The 17,270-nt window shown below is 64.7% G+C and carries 14 protein-coding genes; 7 read left to right on the forward strand and 7 right to left on the reverse strand.

What is annotated here, in order from left to right; all coding sequences use genetic code 11:
- Window positions 1–80: 80 nt before the first annotated feature.
- From NFG57_RS01315 to NFG57_RS01330, 4 genes are all read right to left on the reverse strand, one after another.
- Window positions 81–1,244 (reverse strand): phosphoglycerate kinase, encoded by a 1,164-nt coding sequence (locus NFG57_RS01315; RefSeq protein WP_045992248.1) that lies wholly within the window; start codon window positions 1,242–1,244, stop codon window positions 81–83.
- Window positions 1,245–1,311: 67 nt separating this feature from the next.
- Window positions 1,312–2,340 (reverse strand): glyceraldehyde 3-phosphate dehydrogenase NAD-binding domain-containing protein, encoded by a 1,029-nt coding sequence (locus NFG57_RS01320; protein ID WP_045992247.1) that lies wholly within the window; start codon window positions 2,338–2,340, stop codon window positions 1,312–1,314.
- Window positions 2,341–2,476: 136 nt separating this feature from the next.
- On the reverse strand, window positions 2,477–3,193 hold the full coding sequence (locus tag NFG57_RS01325) for an LrgB family protein (protein ID WP_108131766.1): 717 nt from the start codon (window positions 3,191–3,193) through the stop codon (window positions 2,477–2,479).
- Window positions 3,190–3,573 carry a CidA/LrgA family protein gene (locus tag NFG57_RS01330; RefSeq protein WP_045992245.1) on the reverse strand — a complete coding sequence of 128 codons (384 nt, stop codon included), beginning with the start codon at window positions 3,571–3,573 and terminating at the stop codon, window positions 3,190–3,192. Before NFG57_RS01330 ends, NFG57_RS01325 begins: the two co-directional genes overlap by 4 nt.
- Window positions 3,574–3,747: 174 nt before the next feature.
- Here NFG57_RS01330 and NFG57_RS01335 point away from each other — a divergent pair, with 174 nt between their 5' ends.
- Complete coding sequence (locus tag NFG57_RS01335) at window positions 3,748–4,800, forward strand: class I fructose-bisphosphate aldolase (RefSeq protein ID WP_045992244.1); 1,053 nt, start codon at window positions 3,748–3,750, stop codon at window positions 4,798–4,800.
- A 165-nt stretch (window positions 4,801–4,965) separates the two neighbouring features.
- On the opposite strand, the gene tkt is transcribed toward NFG57_RS01335, so the two are convergent.
- Window positions 4,966–6,957, reverse strand: a complete 1,992-nt coding sequence (tkt, locus tag NFG57_RS01340; protein ID WP_045992243.1) for a transketolase — start codon at window positions 6,955–6,957, stop codon at window positions 4,966–4,968.
- A gap of 371 nt (window positions 6,958–7,328) precedes the next feature.
- Here tkt and metK point away from each other — a divergent pair, with 371 nt between their 5' ends.
- The 5 genes from metK (at window position 7,329) to NFG57_RS01365 (ending at window position 14,759) form a co-directional block, all read left to right on the forward strand.
- Window positions 7,329–8,549 (forward strand): methionine adenosyltransferase, encoded by a 1,221-nt coding sequence (metK, locus tag NFG57_RS01345; protein ID WP_045992242.1) that lies wholly within the window; start codon window positions 7,329–7,331, stop codon window positions 8,547–8,549.
- Window positions 8,550–9,466: 917 nt separating this feature from the next.
- Entirely contained in the window at window positions 9,467–9,934 is a 468-nt protein-coding gene (locus tag NFG57_RS01350) for a hypothetical protein (protein WP_045992241.1), read from the forward strand.
- Window positions 9,935–10,194: 260 nt separating this feature from the next.
- Window positions 10,195–12,294 carry an NAD-dependent DNA ligase LigB gene (ligB, locus tag NFG57_RS01355; RefSeq protein ID WP_348815182.1) on the forward strand — a complete coding sequence of 700 codons (2,100 nt, stop codon included), beginning with the start codon at window positions 10,195–10,197 and terminating at the stop codon, window positions 12,292–12,294.
- Window positions 12,295–12,333: 39 nt separating this feature from the next.
- The gene (gene ahcY, locus NFG57_RS01360; protein WP_348815183.1) at window positions 12,334–13,761 is read left to right on the forward strand and encodes an adenosylhomocysteinase; all 1,428 of its coding nucleotides are present in this window, start codon (window positions 12,334–12,336) and stop codon (window positions 13,759–13,761) included.
- 194 nt (window positions 13,762–13,955) lie between these two features.
- On the forward strand, window positions 13,956–14,759 hold the full coding sequence (locus NFG57_RS01365; protein WP_348815184.1) for a UDP-2,3-diacylglucosamine diphosphatase: 804 nt from the start codon (window positions 13,956–13,958) through the stop codon (window positions 14,757–14,759).
- Between the two features lie 63 nt (window positions 14,760–14,822).
- Here NFG57_RS01365 and NFG57_RS01370 read toward each other — a convergent pair whose 3' ends face one another.
- Window positions 14,823–15,407 carry a TetR/AcrR family transcriptional regulator gene (locus tag NFG57_RS01370; protein ID WP_249742728.1) on the reverse strand — a complete coding sequence of 195 codons (585 nt, stop codon included), beginning with the start codon at window positions 15,405–15,407 and terminating at the stop codon, window positions 14,823–14,825.
- 144 nt (window positions 15,408–15,551) lie between these two features.
- Between NFG57_RS01370 and NFG57_RS01375 the strand changes: the two genes are divergently transcribed.
- Window positions 15,552–16,205, forward strand: a complete 654-nt coding sequence (locus NFG57_RS01375; protein WP_348815185.1) for a glutathione S-transferase family protein — start codon at window positions 15,552–15,554, stop codon at window positions 16,203–16,205.
- Window positions 16,206–16,240: 35 nt separating this feature from the next.
- Here NFG57_RS01375 and NFG57_RS01380 read toward each other — a convergent pair whose 3' ends face one another.
- Complete coding sequence (locus tag NFG57_RS01380) at window positions 16,241–17,170, reverse strand: AEC family transporter (RefSeq protein WP_045992236.1); 930 nt, start codon at window positions 17,168–17,170, stop codon at window positions 16,241–16,243.
- Between the last annotated feature and the right edge of the window lie 100 nt (window positions 17,171–17,270).

Raw genomic sequence — 17,270 nt, forward strand, 5'->3', positions numbered from 1 at the left:
CAAAGGGCCGGCGATGGCCGGCCCCGGGGCTTAGGCTTGGTAGAAAGCACCGACGAGCGCCGATGCTTTTTCGGCAAACCTCAGCGAGCGGCCGCCTCGAGGGCGCTGACCGCCGGCAGTTCCTTGCCCTCGACGTACTCGAGGAAGGCGCCGCCTCCGGTGGAGATGTAGGACACCTGCTCGGCGATGCCGTACTTGTCGATGGCTGCCAGGGTGTCACCGCCGCCGGCGATGGAGAAGCCGTCGCTTTCGGCGATGGCCTTGGACAGGGCCTCGGTGCCGCCACCGAACTGGTCGATCTCGAACACCCCGACAGGGCCGTTCCACAGGATGGTGCCGGCGCTCTTGAGCATGTCGCCCAGGCGGGCGGCGGTATCCGGGCCGATGTCGAGGATCATTTCGTTGTCGGCGACCTGGTCCACCGGCTTGGTGACGGCTTCGGCGGAGTCGGAGAACTCGGTGGCCACGACCACATCGGTGGGCAGCGGAATCTCGACCCTGGCCATCAGCGCCTTGGCCTTGTCCACCAGGTCGGCCTCGTAAAGAGACTTGCCGACGTTGTGACCCGCCGCGGCGATGAAGGTGTTGGCGATACCGCCGCCGACGATCAGCTGGTCGCACTTCTCGGACAGGGCGTTGAGCACCTCGAGCTTGGTCGAGACCTTGGAGCCGCCGACGATGGCGGTCATCGGGCGCCTGGGAGTCGCCAGCGCCTTTTCCAGGGCATCGAGTTCGGCGGCCAGCAAGGGGCCCGCGCAGGCGGTCGGTGCGAAGCGGGCCACCCCGTGGGTCGAGGCCTGGGCACGGTGGGCGGTACCGAAGGCGTCCATCACAAAGACGTCACACAGCTCGGCGTAGCGCTTGGCCAGGGCTTCGTCGTCCTTCTTCTCGCCCTGGTTGAAGCGCACGTTCTCGAGCAGTACCACGTCGCCGTCTTCCAGGCTCGGTTCCTGCTCGAGATAGTCGGTCACCAGGCGCACGGGGCAGTCCAGCAGGTCACCGAGGTAGGCCGCCACCGGTGCCAGGGTGAACTCGTCGGCCGGCTCGCCTTCGGTGGGGCGGCCCAGGTGGCTCATCAGCAGCACCTTGGCACCTGCGTCGCGAGCTGCCTTGATGGTCGGCAAGCTGGCGCGCAGACGGGCATCGCTGGTCACCTGGCCGTGTTTGACAGGTACGTTGAGGTCTTCGCGAATCAGTACCCGCTGACCCTTGAGGTCGAGATCGGTCATCTTGCGCACGTTCATGTCGGCAGATCCTCGTCTGGAAAGTCTGAGGGAGACAGCGAATGGCAACGGCTGGTCAGTGGCGGTGTCATCGCTCGGGAACCCGGGGAAGGCTGGCGAGGCGCCCGGCCACGTCCAGCATGCGGTTGGCGAAGCCCCATTCGTTGTCGAACCAGCAAAGCAGCTTGAGCAGGCGGCCACCGGCCACCCGCGTCTGAGTGGCGTCTACGATACCGGAGCGGGGATCGTGGTTGAAGTCGATGGACGCCATGGGCTCCTCGGTATACCCCAGCAGGTCAGGAAGCCGTGACTCGCTGGCCTCGCGCAGCAGTCGATTGACCTCGCTGGCCGAGGTATCGCGCTTGACGCAGATGGACATGTCCATGGCCGAGACGTTGATCGTCGGCACCCGTACATGGAGGCACTCGAAGCGCTCCGCCAGGTGCGGCATCAGGCGATTGATGCCTCGGGCCAGGCCGGTGTCCACCGGCACGATGGATTGCATCGCCGAGCGGGTCAGGCGCAGATCGGTCTGGTGGTAGGCATCGATCACCGGCTGGTCGTTCATGGCCGAGTGAATGGTCGTGGTCACACCGTGCTCGATGCCCAGCGCCTCGTCGAGCACGGTCAGGATCGGCACCAGGCAGTTGGTGGTGCAGGACGCTGCCGAGACCACCCGGACGTCGGGCGTCAGGTCGTCGTCATTGATGCCGCTGACGATGGTGGCGTCGACGTCGCTTTCTGCCGGCTGGGAGAACAACAGCCGGCCGGCCCCTGCCGCGAGATGGCGCTCGGCGGTGGCGCGATCCTTGAAGCTGCCGGAGCACTCCAGCACCAGGTCGATGCCGAGTGACCGCCAGGGCAGAAGGTCAGGGTCCTCTTCGGACAGCACCCGGATCGCATGCCCGTTGATGATCAGGTGGCCGTCGCTGCTTTCCACCCGGCCGGGGAAGCGCCCGTGGGTGGTGTCGTAGCGAGTGAGGTAGGTAATGGTATCGAGTCCCGAGAGCTCATTGATCGCCACCACCTCGAAGCTGGGGTCGTTGCGTTCGATGAGGGCTCGCAGGACGCACTGGCCGATGCGGCCGTAGCCATTGATGGCAATACGCTGGGCCATGGGGCTCGATACTCTCCACGGAGGGATGGACACAGGCGCGAAAGTCTATCTCAAATCGCCCCGCGCGTCGCGGCTCCAGCGGCGTCACACTGGGCATAAAACCGCGCAGGTAGCATAAAAATAAAGCTGAATCGGTTCAGCCGAGCATGCCGGCCAGGCGCCAGGCCAGCGGCATCATCAGCGCCGTCAACACCCCGGTCAGCGTCATGCCGAGAGAAGCGAAGGCACCGGCGGTGGGGCCCAGCTCGAAGGCGCGCACGGTACCGATGGCGTGGCCGTTGATGCCCAGCGCCAGCCCCAGCAGGCGCTGATCGGTGATCTTCAAGAGCCGGCCGAACAGGCTGACGCAGGCGGTGGCCGCGACGCCGGTGATCAACAATCCCCCCATCAGGATCGGCACGGAGCCGCCCAGGCGCTCGGTGATGCCCATGGCGATGGGAGCGGTCACCGATTTGGGTGCCAGCGAGGCCAGCAGTTCCGGCGGCGCCCCCAGTGCCCAGGCGATCAGCAACGCATAGCAGGCGGCCAGCACCGTCGACACCGGCAGGCAGACCAGCAGCGGTCGCCACAGCGCGCGTATGTGGTGCATCTGCTGGTAGAGCGGTACCGCCAGGGCCACCGTGGCCGGGCCCAGCAACAGCATCAGCCACTGGGCGCCCTGGCGATAGTCGACGTAGGCGATGCCGGCCGCCTTGAGCGTCGCGGCGAGCAGCAACGAGGCCAGCAGTACCGGCGGGCACCAGCCGGGAGAGCCGAGCCGCCGAAACAGCGCCATGCCGGCCAAGTAGGCGCCGATGGACAGGGCGATGGCCAGCATCGATGTATCGAGGTGATCGACCACGGCGAGGCTCATGAGGTCTTTCCTTGGGCGGTGGTGGTCGCCTCGGAGGGCGTCGCCGGCAGCAGGCGGCGCATCAGCCACAGGGTGCTGGCAACGCTCAACAGAGTGCCCAGGGTCAGCGCCAGCCCCACGGCGAGCCAGTGCCCCGAGATCTGGTCGAGCACCCAGAACACCCCGACCACGCCGGGCATGATCAGCATCGCCAGCAGCATGATCAGCGGCTGTGCCGCCGCTGCCACGTCTTCGTGCATGCGGCCTCGTAGTACGAAGACACCAGTCAATAGCATCAGTCCGACGACGCCGGGGGACAGCGGCAGTTCACCCAGGCTGACCACCAGGTCGCCGACCAGCCACAGCAGCGAAAGCCATAAAAAGCCTCGTAACACGGACATTGCAATCCTCTTGGGTCATTGTCACTGGCCGGGGCCAGGGGAATTGAGCCATTGTGCCGACTCATGGTGCCTTGGTCAGCAGGGGCTCTCGTTGCAGCGCGTCATCCGCTACCCTGTGTAGACTGACTATTCGCCTACCGCCCGACTGGGTCGGGCATGACAGGGAGATTGATGATGAGTGATATTGCCAGCTGGCTGGGTGCCGAGGCAGAGGACCTTTTGACTCATGAATGTCGCGGTATCGCCAAGGAGCAACTCCACCTGCCGGGATCGGACTTCGTCGACAGGGTGATGATGGACTCCGACCGCTCGCCGGCGGTGCTGCGCAGCATGCAGACGATGTTCAACCATGGCCGTCTGGGGGGCACCGGTTACCTCAGCATCCTGCCGGTGGATCAGGGGATCGAACACTCCGCTGGCGCCTCCTTCGCACCCAACCCGATCTACTTCGATCCGGCCAACATTGTGGAGCTGGCGATCGAGGGCGGCTGCAACGCCGTGGCTTCCACCCTGGGTGGCCTGTCGTCGGTGGCGCGCCGCTATGCCCACCGCATCCCGATGATGCTCAAGTTGAACCACAACGAGACGCTGACCTATCCGGCGATCTACGATCAGACCCTGTTCGCCGAGGTCGACCAGGCCTTCGACATGGGGTGCGTCGCCGTGGGTGCGACCATCTACTTCGGTTCTCCCGAGAGCCGTCGCCAGATCGAAGAGATCAGCGCGGCCTTCGAGCGCGCCCACGAGCTGGGCATGGTGACGGTGCTGTGGGCCTATCTGCGTAACCCGGCCTTCAAGCATGAGGGCACCGACTATCATGTGGCCTCCGACCTCACCAGTCAGGCGGTCCACCTGGCGGCGACGCTCAAGGCGGACATCGTCAAGCAGAAGCTGCCCGAGAACAACGATGGCTATCGCACCATCGGCTTCGGCAACACCCATGAGAAGGTCTACAGCGAGTTGACCAGCGATCACCCGATCGATCTGGCCCGCTATCAGGTGGCCAACGCCTACATGGGCCGTGCCGGGCTGATCAACTCCGGCGGTGCCTCCACCGGAGAGGGCGATCTGACCCAGGCGGTGCGTACCGCGGTGATCAACAAACGGGCCGGTGGCATGGGCCTGATCTCCGGGCGCAAGGCCTTCCAGAAGCCGATGCGCGACGGGGTAAGCCTGCTCAACGCCATTCAGGACGTCTATCTGGCGCCGGATGTCACCATCGCCTGATCCAAGCCTGCCTCAACAACCGCGCAGGATAGAGGACCAGGCCGCCTAGGCCGACCATCAAGGTCGCTAGATACAGCAGGGGCACGGCGTAAGCCGTGCCCCTGCTCGTTTCTGCTGGTCACGCTTTTGGTCGCAACAGGCCGGGCGTGCCGGCCCGCGCTGGACTTAACCCAGCAGCGCCTTGGCGCGTTCCACCAGGTTGTCCACGGTGAAACCGAAGTGCTTGAACAGGTCGCCCGCCGGGGCCGACTCGCCAAAGCTGGACATGCCGATGGTGTCACCGTCGAGGCCCACGTACTTGCTCCAGTAGTCGCGATGGCCTGCCTCGATGGCCAGACGGGCGCGAACACTGCGCGGCAGGACGGACTCACGGTAGTCGGCGTCCTGGCTGTCGAAGACGTCGGTGGCCGGCATCGATACCACACGCACCTGCTTGCCTTCGGCTTCCAGGGTTTCGGCGGCCTGCATGGCCAGTGTCACCTCGGAGCCGGTGGCGATCAGGATCAGCTCAGGGGTGCCTTCGCTGTCCTTGAGTACGTAGCCACCACGCTGGATGTTGGCCAGCTGGCTCTTGTTGCGCTCTTGGTGGGGCAGGCCCTGACGGGACAGTACCAGCGCGGTGGGGCCGGCGCTGCGCTTGACCGCGTGGGCCCAGGCGGCAGCGGTCTCGACCGCATCGCAGGGGCGCCAGGTGCACAGGTTCGGGGTGGTACGCAGACTGGTCAGCTGCTCGATCGGCTGGTGGGTCGGGCCGTCCTCGCCCAGACCGATGGAGTCGTGGGTGTAGACGAAGATGGCGCGCTGGTTCATCAGCGCCGCCATGCGCACGGCGTTGCGCATGTATTCCATGAAGATCAGGAAGGTGGCGCCGTAGGGCACGAAGCCGCCGTGCAGGGCGATACCGTTCATGATGGCGCCCATACCGAACTCGCGTACCCCGTAGTGCAGGTAGTTGCCGCCTGCTGCTTCGGCGCTGATGGCCTCGGCACCCTTCCAGAAGGTCAGGTTGGAAGGCGCCAGGTCGGCGCTGCCACCCAGCAGCTCCGGCAGTTGCGGGCCGAGCTCGTTGAGGCAGTTCAGCGAGGCCTTGCGTGAGGCCACGGACTCGCCCTTCTGCTGGGCGGCCTCGACCAGCGCTTCGCTGTTGAGCTCGCTCGGCAATTCACCCTTCTGGCGACGCAGGAATTCGCGGGCCAGCTCCGGGTGCTCCTGCTGGTAGCGCTCGAAGCGAGCCTGCCAGTCGGCCTGGTGCTTCTGGCCACGCTCGCAGGCGTCCCAGCCCTGGTAGATATCCTCGGGGATATGGAAGGGCGCGTGGGGCCAGTCGAGTTGCTTGCGCGCCGCTGCGACTTCCTCTTCGCCGAGTGCCGCGCCGTGGCATTCTTCCTTGCCCTGCTTGTTGGGGGCGCCGAAGCCGATGACGGTCTTGCAGATGATCAGGGTCGGGCGATCCTGCTGGGTGCGGGCCATCTCGATGGCGGCTTTGATCTCCTCGGGCTTGTGCCCGTCCACCGCCGGTACCACGTGCCAGCCGTAGGCTTCGAAGCGCTTGGCGGTATCGTCGGTGAACCAGCCTTCGACCTCGCCGTCGATGGAGATGCCGTTGTCATCGTAGAAGGCGATCAGCTTGCCGAGCTGGTGGGTGCCCGCAAGCGAGGCGACCTCATGGGAGATGCCTTCCATCAGGCAGCCGTCGCCGAGGAAGCAGTAGGTGTAGTGGTCGACGATCTCGTGGCCCGGGCGGTTGAACTGACCCGCCAGGGTGCGCTCTGCCATGGCCATGCCGACGGCGTTGGCCAGGCCCTGGCCGAGGGGGCCGGTGGTGGTCTCGACGCCGGGAGCGTAGCCGTACTCGGGGTGACCAGCGGTCTTGGCGTGGAGCTGGCGGAAGTTCTGCAGTTCTTCCAGACCCAGGTCGTAGCCTGACAGGTGCAGCAGGGAGTACAGCAGCATGGAGCCGTGGCCGTTGGACAGCACGAAACGGTCGCGATCGGCCCACTTGGGATCGTCAGGGTTGTGAACGAGGTAGTCGTTCCACAGCACCTCGGCGATATCGGCCATACCCATCGGGGCTCCGGGGTGGCCGGAGTTGGCCTTCTGGACGGCATCCATGGAAAGGGCGCGAATGGCGTTGGCCAGTTCGAAACGGGACGGCATTGAGGGCTCCTCGCCTGGGGCAAAGTGGCAATCTGACGTTGGCCTGCCCGGTGGGGGCGGCGCAGCGGCGTCAAGGATAGGCGCCGCCTGTCGTGCCTGTGGACAACGAGGGCGGGAGGGGCGGCGCGGATCGATCGGGGACATATTGTCGCCGGAAATGACAGATCCATCAAATGCCGGGGACTTGATCCATGCCTGGCAGGGTCTGCCATGGCCCGGCCTGTCGCTAGGAACCGGACGGTCGAGCGTGTAGAATTTCGTCCCGCCAGGTCCACGCGGAATCTGCATAGTGCGATCGTCGATCACGGTCGCTCCCGTTTCCATCTTGCCAGGCCCGCCTGCCGATTATCCTACAGAGGGTCGAGGACGCCATGAGCGAATACTCCCTGTTTACCTCCGAGTCCGTGTCCGAAGGACACCCGGACAAGATTGCCGATCAGATTTCCGATGCCGTGCTCGATGCCCTGATCGCGCGGGACAAGAATGCCCGTGTGGCCTGCGAGACCCTGGTCAAGACCGGTGTCGCCATCGTGGCCGGCGAGATCACCACCTCCGCCTGGGTGGATCTCGAGGAGCTGGTGCGCAAGGTGATCATGGATATCGGCTATACCTCCTCCGACGTCGGTTTCGACGGCGAGACCTGCGGGGTGCTCAACCTGATCGGCAAGCAAAGTGTCGAAATCGCCCAGGGCGTCGATCGCGAAAAGCCCGAGGATCAGGGCGCCGGTGATCAGGGCCTGATGTTCGGCTATGCCACCAACGAAACCGACTCTTACATGCCGGCGCCGATCCACTACAGCCATCGGCTGGTGGAGCGCCAGGCCGAGCTGCGCAAGCGTGGCCTGCTGCCCTGGCTGCGTCCCGATGCCAAGAGCCAGCTGACCTTCCGTTACGACGATGCCGGCAAGCCCTGCGCGGTCGATGCCGTGGTGCTGTCCACCCAGCATGATCCAGACATCGACCAGGAGCAGCTGCGCCAGATGGTCCAGCGCGAGATCATCGAGCAGGTACTGCCGGCGGAGTGGCTGTCCGACAGCACGCGTTATCACATCAACCCGACCGGCAAGTTCGTCATCGGCGGTCCGGTGGGTGACTGTGGCCTGACCGGGCGCAAGATTATCGTCGACACCTACGGCGGCATGGCGCGACATGGTGGTGGCGCTTTCTCCGGCAAGGACCCGTCCAAGGTCGACCGCAGCGCCGCCTACGCCGGCCGCTACGTGGCCAAGAACGTTGTGGCGGCGGGACTGGCCGAGCGTTGCGAGATCCAGGTGTCCTACGCCATCGGTGTCGCCGAGCCGACCTCGGTGTCGATCAACACCTTCGGCACGGGTCGTATCGATGACGAGCGTATCGTCGAGCTGGTGCGCGATCACTTCGACCTGCGCCCCAATGCCATTACTCGCATGCTGGACCTGCTGCATCCCATGTATCAGCTGACCGCAGCCTACGGTCACTTTGGCCGTGAGCCCTTCGAGACCAGCTATAGCTGGACCGATACCGAAGGCGAGATCCACACCGAGACCTTTACCGCCTTCCCGTGGGAGAAGGTCGACCGGGCCGACGCTCTGCGCGCCGCCGCCGGTATCTGAGCCCTCATCCGACAGTATCGGCACGGTGTCCGCGCCTGCCGACATGACAAGGCCCGCCTGGTTCGCCAGGCGGGCCTTGTCGCACTGTGGCGGCGGGGGGGGGCCGCGAATGTGCGAAGAGACGTTGGCAGAGCGGTCGCAAGTTTTCTGGTGACCTGATGGTGATTGTGCGTCTTTGCCTACCTCTTTGTCGCCGGGTTATGCGTCAAACGGCGACATCATCTCATTCCTTTTCATATCCGCGCATGCGGGCGGAGAAGCCTTTGGCTCACGGCTAATATTAGATGGAGGCAGGATGCAGATGCCGCTTAGTCGGCAGCGCGGTATCGCATCGGCTCGTCATCATCTGTCAGGCAGCCAGTGATGGTCGTTGGTTCTCGGTAGTCAAAGGTTCGATGTGTCGTTGTCCATCGCCAGATCGTTGTCGAGAAACCACTATCGAGAAACCGCTGTCGGGAAACCGCTGTTCAAGAACCATCGGCGGCCAAGTGGCCTGCACGGGAAAGTGACGCCCACGTCGCCGGAAAAGCGGTTAGAAAGCGGCTGGAAGGCGGCCAGAACGTGAGAATGATCAGCGATAAAAAACGCCGGCGAGCCGCCTGATAGATGTCAGGAAAGAGGCGCTTTCGGCGACAGGCATGTATGGCCTGTGTGAATTGGACGTCGGTATATATCCATGTCCTTGGCATTTGGGGCGCGGGACAGAAGGCGGTTCGTGGAAGGACATGCCTTGGCCGCGATTGAAGTGTGGTCGGCACGATGGTGTGGTCGGCACGATGGAAAGAGGCCATAGCGCCCGTGACAGGAATACTGGCTGGTGCCCCGGGCGGCACGAAGAAGAGCCGAAGTGCGGGTGAGACCAGATCAGGGACATGAGCGCTGCGCCAAGACGGTAGCAACGACAGGGGGATCAGAAGATGGGCGAAGCAAGGCACCACTATCACTTCTATCAGCGCCATCATCAGGGGCACTTTCAGCGTCTTCACGCGGACCCGACCTGCTCGCGAACCAGGCTGGCGTCACAGCAGGAACTCTGGCGCAAGGAGTCGCCGTCGCGTAAGGGGGCTGGCGATGACGGGACCACCGAGGCTGGATGGCGATACTCCCATGACGTGGTATCGCCGGACGGTGACGATGATTATCTCCAGTATCGTGAGCTATTCATGACCAAGTTGGCGCTGGAGGCTACCGCCGCATTGGCAACGTTCCTGGTGACTGCCGCCGCCATCATGATGATTCTGCTTCAGCACCAGGGACTCTTGACCGCCGTCATCGTCATTGCACTGAGCGTGCCCGCCTTTGTGCTGTCGACGCAGCGCCTTTCGTGCCTGGGGCATGATGCAACGATGTTCGAGAGCGAACCCTTGGGAGATATTCGATTATGAGCATCGGTCAACAGGTGCTGCTCGGCGTCGCTATTACCTCGCCGTTGCTGGTGCTGACATGGTGGTCGGTGCGACGTACCGATCGCCACCTGAGAAAGCGTCGCCAGTAACCTCAGCATACGGGCTCTCCGTACAGCTGCGCCGTTCAGGTATGTCGTCTGAGCACGCCGTTCGAATGTGCCGATCGGTCGAGGCGTTCGGCCGTCATGTCAGGACGTGGCCTTCGATGGTGACCTTCGGTCGTGACCAAGGAGGGCCAGATGGCCGGGCGTCTCGTATCTTGTCAGAGTTTCGTATCTTGTCAGAAAAGCACCACCCTCTCGTCTCACCGTTCCTCAGCCAGCTGGCGATGCCTGCTGTTCGTGGTGTCGCTGGTCCTGCCGTCGTGGGCCAACGCCAGCTGTCCTGACTGGACGGCGAGCACGGCGTCCAGTCGCATCACCGAGTTGACCAGCCACCTGCGGCAGTGGGAGCTGGCCTACCGCAAGGACGGCAGCTCGCCGGTCAGCGATGATGTGTTCGACCAGACCGAACGTCGGTGGCGCGAACTCCAGCGCTGTTTTCCCGAGCTCGAGGTGGCGGACTTCAAGGATAGGTCTTCCGCGCCGACAGTGGATAGTGCCACCCCTTGGCAGCGCCACCCTGTGGCGCATACCGGGCTTCGCAAGGCGCAGGGCGCCGCCGAGGTGAAGCGTTGGCTTTCGACCGGTGTTCCAGACTCGCCGGCGCCGCAAGCTTCGTCGCCACAGAGACAGGAGTCACAGTCGGCGACGATAGCACCGGCCGACCGCGCTACCGATATCTGGATTCAGCCCAAGGTGGATGGTGTGGCGGTCAGCCTTGTCTATCACGGAGGCCGCCTGGCGGGCGTGTACAGTCGTGGGGACGGGCGGACCGGCCAGGACTGGACACGCCATGCCGCAGTCATCCCGTCGATTCCCCAGCGCCTGGCAGGTGATTGGCAGTCGCTTGCCGACGGCGATGGTCTGGTGTTTCAGGGTGAGCTGTATGAGCGCCTTGAAGATCATGTCCAGCAGCGGGATGGCGGGGCAGGGGCACGCTCCCATGTGGCCGGCTGGCTTGCCCGCGATGAGTTGTCCCCTGCGCTGGGCCAGCGTATCGGTCTGTTCGTCTGGTCCTGGCCGATGGGGCCGCGGGCGCTCGAGGAGCGACTGTCAGGGCTCGAGCGCCTGGGCCTGGGTCAAATATCGCGATACACCCACCCTGTTGAATCCCAGGAGGACGCCGCCGCCTGGCGCGAGCGCTGGTATCGCTCGCCGCTGCCCTTCGCCACCGATGGCGTGGTACTACGGCGTGGGCGCAGGCCCGACGGTGTGACCTGGCAGGCCGAGCCGCCGCACTGGGCACTGGCCTGGAAGTATCCACCGCGAGAGGCCCTGGCGGAGGTAGCCGACATAGCGTTCCGCATTGGTCGCAGCGGTCGCATCACCCCGGTGGCCCGGCTTGTGCCGGTGGAGGTGGATGGACGCAGGCTGAGCCAGGTCAGCCTGGGGAGCCTGTCACGCTGGCGCGAGTGGGATCTGCGGCCCGGCGATCAGGCGATCATCGAGTTGGCCGGGCTGATCATCCCTCAGCTAAAGGGGGTGGCCTGGCGCGCAGCCGAGAGGCTTGACCTCGAGGTTCCCGCGGAATCGGACTTTCACCTGCTGAGTTGCTGGCACCCGACCCCGGGCTGTCGGCAGCAGTTTCTGGCTCGCCTGGCCTGGCTCAGTGATTCATCGGCGCTGGATCTCGACGGCGTCGGGGAAGGCACCTGGAAGGTGCTGGTGGACGCCGGCCTGGTGGCGGGGTTGCTGGACTGGCGGGAACTGTCGCCAGAGCGACTGGCCCAGGCAAGCGGCATCGGCAAGGTCACCGCAGAGCGTCTTGGTGTTGCCTTCTCCGAGACCAGCCATCGCGGCTTCCCGCAGTGGCTAAGCGCCCTGGGAGCGCCCTCGGCCGGGGGTATCTCCGAGCATGACTCCTGGCGCACGCTGGCGACGTTGGACGCAGCCGACTGGCGCCGCCGCCCTGGCGTCGGTGTTGTCGGCGCCAGGCGCTGGCGGGCGTTTCTTTCGCATCCCGAGGTCGTCGTCCTGGCGCGGCAACTGGCCGACGCCGGTATTGCTGGCTTCGTCGGAGCCTTCGACGATGACGCGACACGTTCGATTGCCACGCCGGGCTCGGCAGGCCCTTTGCACCGTCCTTTGAATCGCCCTTCTCATAGCCCTTCGAACCGCTCTCCAGCTAGTCCCTTACACCGCGCACCAGCTTCCCCCTCAGCGACTCGACTGAAAAGTGATGCTGGCGCCCGGCTAGAGATCGACGCAGCGCCCTGGTTGGCGAGTCCGCCATGGTGACTCCTATAGTGAAGGCTGGATAACCAGCAGGAGGCGAGCATGACTCCGACCGAGGCTTCGCAAAGGGCGCAGTGGGCTCAGCGTCAGGATGACTACCGGGTCGCCAATATCGGCCTGGCCGACTGGGGGCGCCGCGAGATTCGTATCGCCGAAAGCGAGATGCCGGCCTTGATGTCCCTCAGGGCCCGGTACCGTGAGGTCCAGCCGCTCAAGGGCGCACGTATCGCCGGCTGTATCCATATGACGATTCAGACCGCAGTGCTGATCGAGACCCTGGTCGACCTTGGTGCGAGCGTGCGCTGGTCGTCCTGCAATATCTTTTCCACCCAGGACCACGCTGCCGCCGCCATCGCCGCAGCAGGCATCCCGGTATTTGCCTGGAAGGGCGAGAGCGAGGACGAGTTCTGGTGGTGTATCGAGCAGACGGTGGATGGCGCCGACGGCTGGACCCCCAATCTGGTGCTGGATGATGGCGGAGACCTGACGCTGCTGTTGCACGAGCGACATCCGGACAAGCTTGACGCCGTCCACGGCATCAGTGAAGAGACCACCACCGGTGTCCATCGACTGCTCGAGATGCTCAGGGCAGGCACCTTGAAAGTGCCGGCCATCAACGTCAACGACGCCGTCACCAAGTCGAAGAATGACAACAAGTACGGCTGCCGTCACAGTTTGAATGACGCCATCAAGCGCGGGCTCGATCACCTGCTGGCGGGCAAGCAGGCACTGGTGGTGGGCTATGGGGACGTGGGCAAGGGGTCGGCGGCCTCGCTGCGTCAGGAAGGCATGATCGTGCGCGTCGCCGAGATCGACCCGATCTGTGCCATGCAGGCCTGCATGGACGGTTACGAGGTGGTTTCTCCCTATCGTGGCGGTATCAATCGTGGCGTCGACAGTCTCGATCTCGAACTGCTCGGCAAGACCGACCTGGTGGTGACCTGCACCGGCAATATCGGCGCCTGTGACGCCGCCATGCTGGGCGCTCTCAAGAATGGCGCGGTGGTCTGTAATATCGGCCACTTCGACAGCGAGATCGATACCGCCTACATGCGCAAGCAATGGCTCTGGGAGGAGGTCAAGCCCCAGGTGCACAAGATCTACCGAGACGCCGGGCCGGGGCAGACGTACGATCCCGACAGCCGCAATGTGATCTACCTGCTGGCCGAGGGGCGTCTGGTCAACCTGGGTAACGCCACCGGTCATCCCTCGCGGGTGATGGACGGCTCCTTCGCCAATCAGGTGCTGGCGCAGATGCATCTGTATGCCCGGCGTTTTGCCGAGCTGGGCCCCGACGAACGCGACGGCATGATCGATGTCACGGTGCTGCCACGCCATCTCGACGAGGAGGTGGCACGCTACATGGTGGAGGGCTTTGGCGGCGTGATCACTCAGCTGACCGAGGCTCAGTCGGAGTACGTCGGAGTGCCGGTGGAGGGGCCATACAAGCCAGACCACTATCGTTACTGAGGCTTGCCGGATAGGGGGCTGTGCGCCGCGCCAGCCTTGATCGGGGGCAGGGAATCAGGGCTGGGTAGTCAGCCTGGGGCGAGCCTGGGGAATAGCGGGGCAGGGGGCGGCACCGGTCATCGTTTCGTCATGGTCGCGCCACGGCAGTGTCACCGGGACAGGACAGGCTGGGTGGGCGTCACAGGAGACTGCCCATGGCCACATCACTGACCGCTCGTACCCTGTTCATTTCCGATCTTCACCTCGGCACCCGGGATTGCCAGGCCGCCTTGCTGTCGCGGCTGCTGCGCCGCGTGCGCCCGGAGCGCCTGTATCTGGTAGGGGATGTGATCGACCTTATCGCCATGCATCGGCGGGCGTCGCTGCCGGCGGAGCAGCAGCGCCTGGTGGGGCGTCTCTTGCGCCTGGCCAAGGGCGGTTGCGAGATCATCTATATTCCCGGCAACCACGACGCGGCCTTGCGTCAGCTGTGTGGCATCCGTATGCACCGGGTGCGCATCGAGCGCCGGGCGATCCACGAGACCGCCGATGGTCGCCGTCTGCTGGTGAGCCACGGCGACGAGTTCGATACCCATGTGCGCCTGGCCCCCTGGCTGATGGCGCTGGGTGATGGCATGCATCAGTTTGTGCTGTCGCTCAATCGCTGGTGCAACAAAGCGCGCAGCCTGCTGGGCCTGCCTTACTGGTCGCTGGCGGCGGCGGTCAAGGGGCGCATCGGCGCGGCCCAGCGCTATGTCGAACAGTTCGAGCAGGCGGCCATCCACCAGGCGGCCCGGGAAGGACTCGATGGCTACGTCGGCGGGCATATTCACAAGGCCGGATTTCGTGCCCAGGACGGCGTGCTCTACTGCAACGACGGCGACTGGGTGGAGCACTGCACGGCGCTGATCGAGCGTCCCGACGGCAGCCTGGCGCTGATCGACTGGGGAGGGCAGGTGATCGAGGCCGAGCCTTCGATGCCCCGCGCCTGCCCCGAGGGCGCCCTGGCGGGGGCCTGAGAGGCCTCCCCCTTCGCCCGTGTTGTATCCGTTCGCTTTACCGGCCTTGCTCAGTCGTTTTCTTCAGGCTTCCTGGCCGACAACGCCGCTCCGACTGACGGGTAGCGCATTGGCCTTTGCCAGTGTTCTGCCAGCCTCCAGTAATTCTTCCGCCAGCTGCGGGTCATTTACCGTACGCGCCATGGCCAGACTGCCGATCATCGCAATCGTCTGGCCGAGCGCGCGCTTTCGCGTGTCGGTGTCCATGTCAGAGGTGTCGACAAAGCGCGTCAGGAAGCCTTCCAGCAGGGCGGTATAGGTGGTGCGCACCTGCTCGTCGCGCTGCGCCACATCGCTGACCAGGCAGGCCAGTGGGCAGGTTGCCTCGTCCTTGGCGAGAGATTGGCTCAAGTAGGCCTCGATGCGGGCTTCTCGACTTTCGAGGTGATCGAGCGCGATGGCCCCGCGCCTGGCAGCATGACGGATGGCATTGGCGTAGAGCGTCGACTTGCTGTCGAAGTGGGCGTAGAAGGCGCCCCGGGTCAGGCCGGCGGCGGCCATCACCTCGTCGATACTGACGGCATCGTAGCCTTTTCGGGTAAAGCAGCGGGCAGCTGCGTCGAGGATACGGGTGCGGGTCTCGTGCTTGCGTTCGCGGCTCCAGGGCATGGGCCGTCTCCGATGGCAGAATATGTTATTGAACATATGGTGTCAGCGGCCATGCTGCAAGACGAGCGAGCACGACTCGCGCACACGTCGGCGTATATATCGGCAAGGGCCGGCGGTTTATCGTCTGGTAACCAGGAGGTTGGCATGGCAAGCGTACATATCGTGGGTCCCGCGTTCTCGAACTTCGTGCGCAGCGTGGTGCTGGTGTGTCACGAGAAGGGCATCGAGCACAGTGTCGGGATGGAGGTCGAAGGACGTCGGGTCGAGCTGCATTCACCGGAGTTCAAGGCGCTCAATCCCTTCGACAAGATTCCCGTGCTGATTCACGGCGAACGACGCCTGTACGAGAGCGTTGCCATCTGCCGCTACCTGGAGGGCGCCTTCGATGGGCCCGACCTGCTACCCAGGGATGACTGGACGCGGGCCCAGGTGGACCAGTGGTGTGCTGCGCTGGCCACCCAGGCCGACCAGGCCATCGTGCGGCGCTACCTGCTGGAACTGGTCTTTCCCAAGGGGCCCAATGGCGAGGTGAGGGAAGACCGGGTACGCGAGGCGGCCCCGGAGGTGGCACGGATACTGGCCATCCTGGAACACCAGTTGGCGGGGAGAGACTTTCTCGTCGGTGATGGCTTCACCCTGGCCGATGCCCTGGCGGCGCCGATGCTCGACTATCTGGAGGCCACGCCGCCCGCCGCCTCGCTGATGGAGGCGGCGCCAAATGCCCGAGCCTACGTGGAGCGTCTGAGATCGCGGCCTTCCGGCAAGGCGGTATTGGTCGCGCCCGTGTTTCCCCGCTAGTCACTCTCGGCGCTAGCGACTTTCGCCTTTCAGCTTTACTGCACCAGTCCAAGCATCCCGCTCAGGTACAGCGGGATCACCAGCGGCGCGGCCAGGGTGGTGATCAACACCGCCAGGGCGCCCTTCTCGGGCGCGATGCCGAGCTCCATGGCTACCACCACCACGTTGGCGGCCATGGGCACCACCCCGATCAACAGCAGCGCCAACGCCATGTCCTGTGACAGCCCGGTGGTGGCCTTGAGCAACAGGACGGCGCCGAGCATCAGCAGTGGCCACAGGGCATAACGCACCGCCACGCAGGCGCCGATAAAGCGCCCATCCAGCGAGCGCACAGAAACACGACCCAGGGTCATGCCGATGATCATCATGCCGAGCAGGGTGTAGGTCGCTGGAAACACCGACATGGCATCGGTCACCGGCGCTGGCACCGTCACGCCGACCCCTTCCACCAAAAGCGCCGCCAGAAAGGCGTAGATCAGCGGCAGCCTGGCGATCTTGAGCAGGCTGTCGCGCACCGTAAAGCGGCCGCGGGCGCTCAGATAGAAGCCGACGGTGAACTCGTAAAGGGTGACGCCGAGTGCACAGAACAGGTACAGGGTGACGCCGGACGGGGGCAGCAACACCAGCGCCACCGGCAAACCAAAGTAGCCGGTGTTGCCGGTACCGGCAGAAAACGCCAGCACCGAGCCTTCCTCATCCCCCAGCCAGCGCTTTCCCAGCCGATTGATGAGCACGGCCACCAGGCTTGCGATCACGAACAGGGCAGCGGTCAGGGCGAGGTAGACCGGCGTCGGACCGCCCAGTACCAGCGCGCGGAAGAAGGTCAGCGGAGCGATCAGGTAGATCAGCAGGGTGGCGATGGGACGAGGGTCGACCTTGAGCCGCCTGGCGGACAGGACGCCGAGGGCGACAAAGGCGAGCAGGGTCCACAGGGGGCCCATCAGCGAGGTCGGGTCGACGGCCATGTTCATCATCCTTGGGTGCCAGGCCCCGTATCATGCCGTCTGGGCGCGCCGGTGTCAGCCCGGGCCGGCTGCCGAGGTCATTTTTTAGAACAGGTGGTTA

Source organism: Halomonas sp. H10-59 (genome assembly GCF_040070555.1).
Classification (GTDB): Bacteria; Pseudomonadota; Gammaproteobacteria; order Pseudomonadales; family Halomonadaceae; genus Halomonas; species Halomonas litopenaei.

Excerpts from the sequence above, each read along its gene's own strand:
- NFG57_RS01315 (WP_045992248.1), bottom strand. The coding sequence starts at position 1,244 with ATGAACGTGCGCAAGATGACCGATCTCGACCTCAAGGGTCAGCGGGTA.
- NFG57_RS01320 (WP_045992247.1), bottom strand. The coding sequence starts at position 2,340 with ATGGCCCAGCGTATTGCCATCAATGGCTACGGCCGCATCGGCCAGTGC.
- NFG57_RS01325 (WP_108131766.1), bottom strand. The coding sequence starts at position 3,193 with ATGAGCCTCGCCGTGGTCGATCACCTCGATACATCGATGCTGGCCATC.
- NFG57_RS01330 (WP_045992245.1), bottom strand. The coding sequence starts at position 3,573 with ATGTCCGTGTTACGAGGCTTTTTATGGCTTTCGCTGCTGTGGCTGGTC.
- NFG57_RS01335 (WP_045992244.1), top strand. The coding sequence starts at position 3,748 with ATGAGTGATATTGCCAGCTGGCTGGGTGCCGAGGCAGAGGACCTTTTG.
- tkt (WP_045992243.1), bottom strand. The coding sequence starts at position 6,957 with ATGCCGTCCCGTTTCGAACTGGCCAACGCCATTCGCGCCCTTTCCATG.
- metK (WP_045992242.1), top strand. The coding sequence starts at position 7,329 with ATGAGCGAATACTCCCTGTTTACCTCCGAGTCCGTGTCCGAAGGACAC.
- NFG57_RS01350 (WP_045992241.1), top strand. The coding sequence starts at position 9,467 with ATGGGCGAAGCAAGGCACCACTATCACTTCTATCAGCGCCATCATCAG.
- ligB (WP_348815182.1), top strand. The coding sequence starts at position 10,195 with ATGGCCGGGCGTCTCGTATCTTGTCAGAGTTTCGTATCTTGTCAGAAA.
- ahcY (WP_348815183.1), top strand. The coding sequence starts at position 12,334 with ATGACTCCGACCGAGGCTTCGCAAAGGGCGCAGTGGGCTCAGCGTCAG.
- NFG57_RS01365 (WP_348815184.1), top strand. The coding sequence starts at position 13,956 with ATGGCCACATCACTGACCGCTCGTACCCTGTTCATTTCCGATCTTCAC.
- NFG57_RS01370 (WP_249742728.1), bottom strand. The coding sequence starts at position 15,407 with ATGCCCTGGAGCCGCGAACGCAAGCACGAGACCCGCACCCGTATCCTC.
- NFG57_RS01375 (WP_348815185.1), top strand. The coding sequence starts at position 15,552 with ATGGCAAGCGTACATATCGTGGGTCCCGCGTTCTCGAACTTCGTGCGC.
- NFG57_RS01380 (WP_045992236.1), bottom strand. The coding sequence starts at position 17,170 with ATGGCCGTCGACCCGACCTCGCTGATGGGCCCCCTGTGGACCCTGCTC.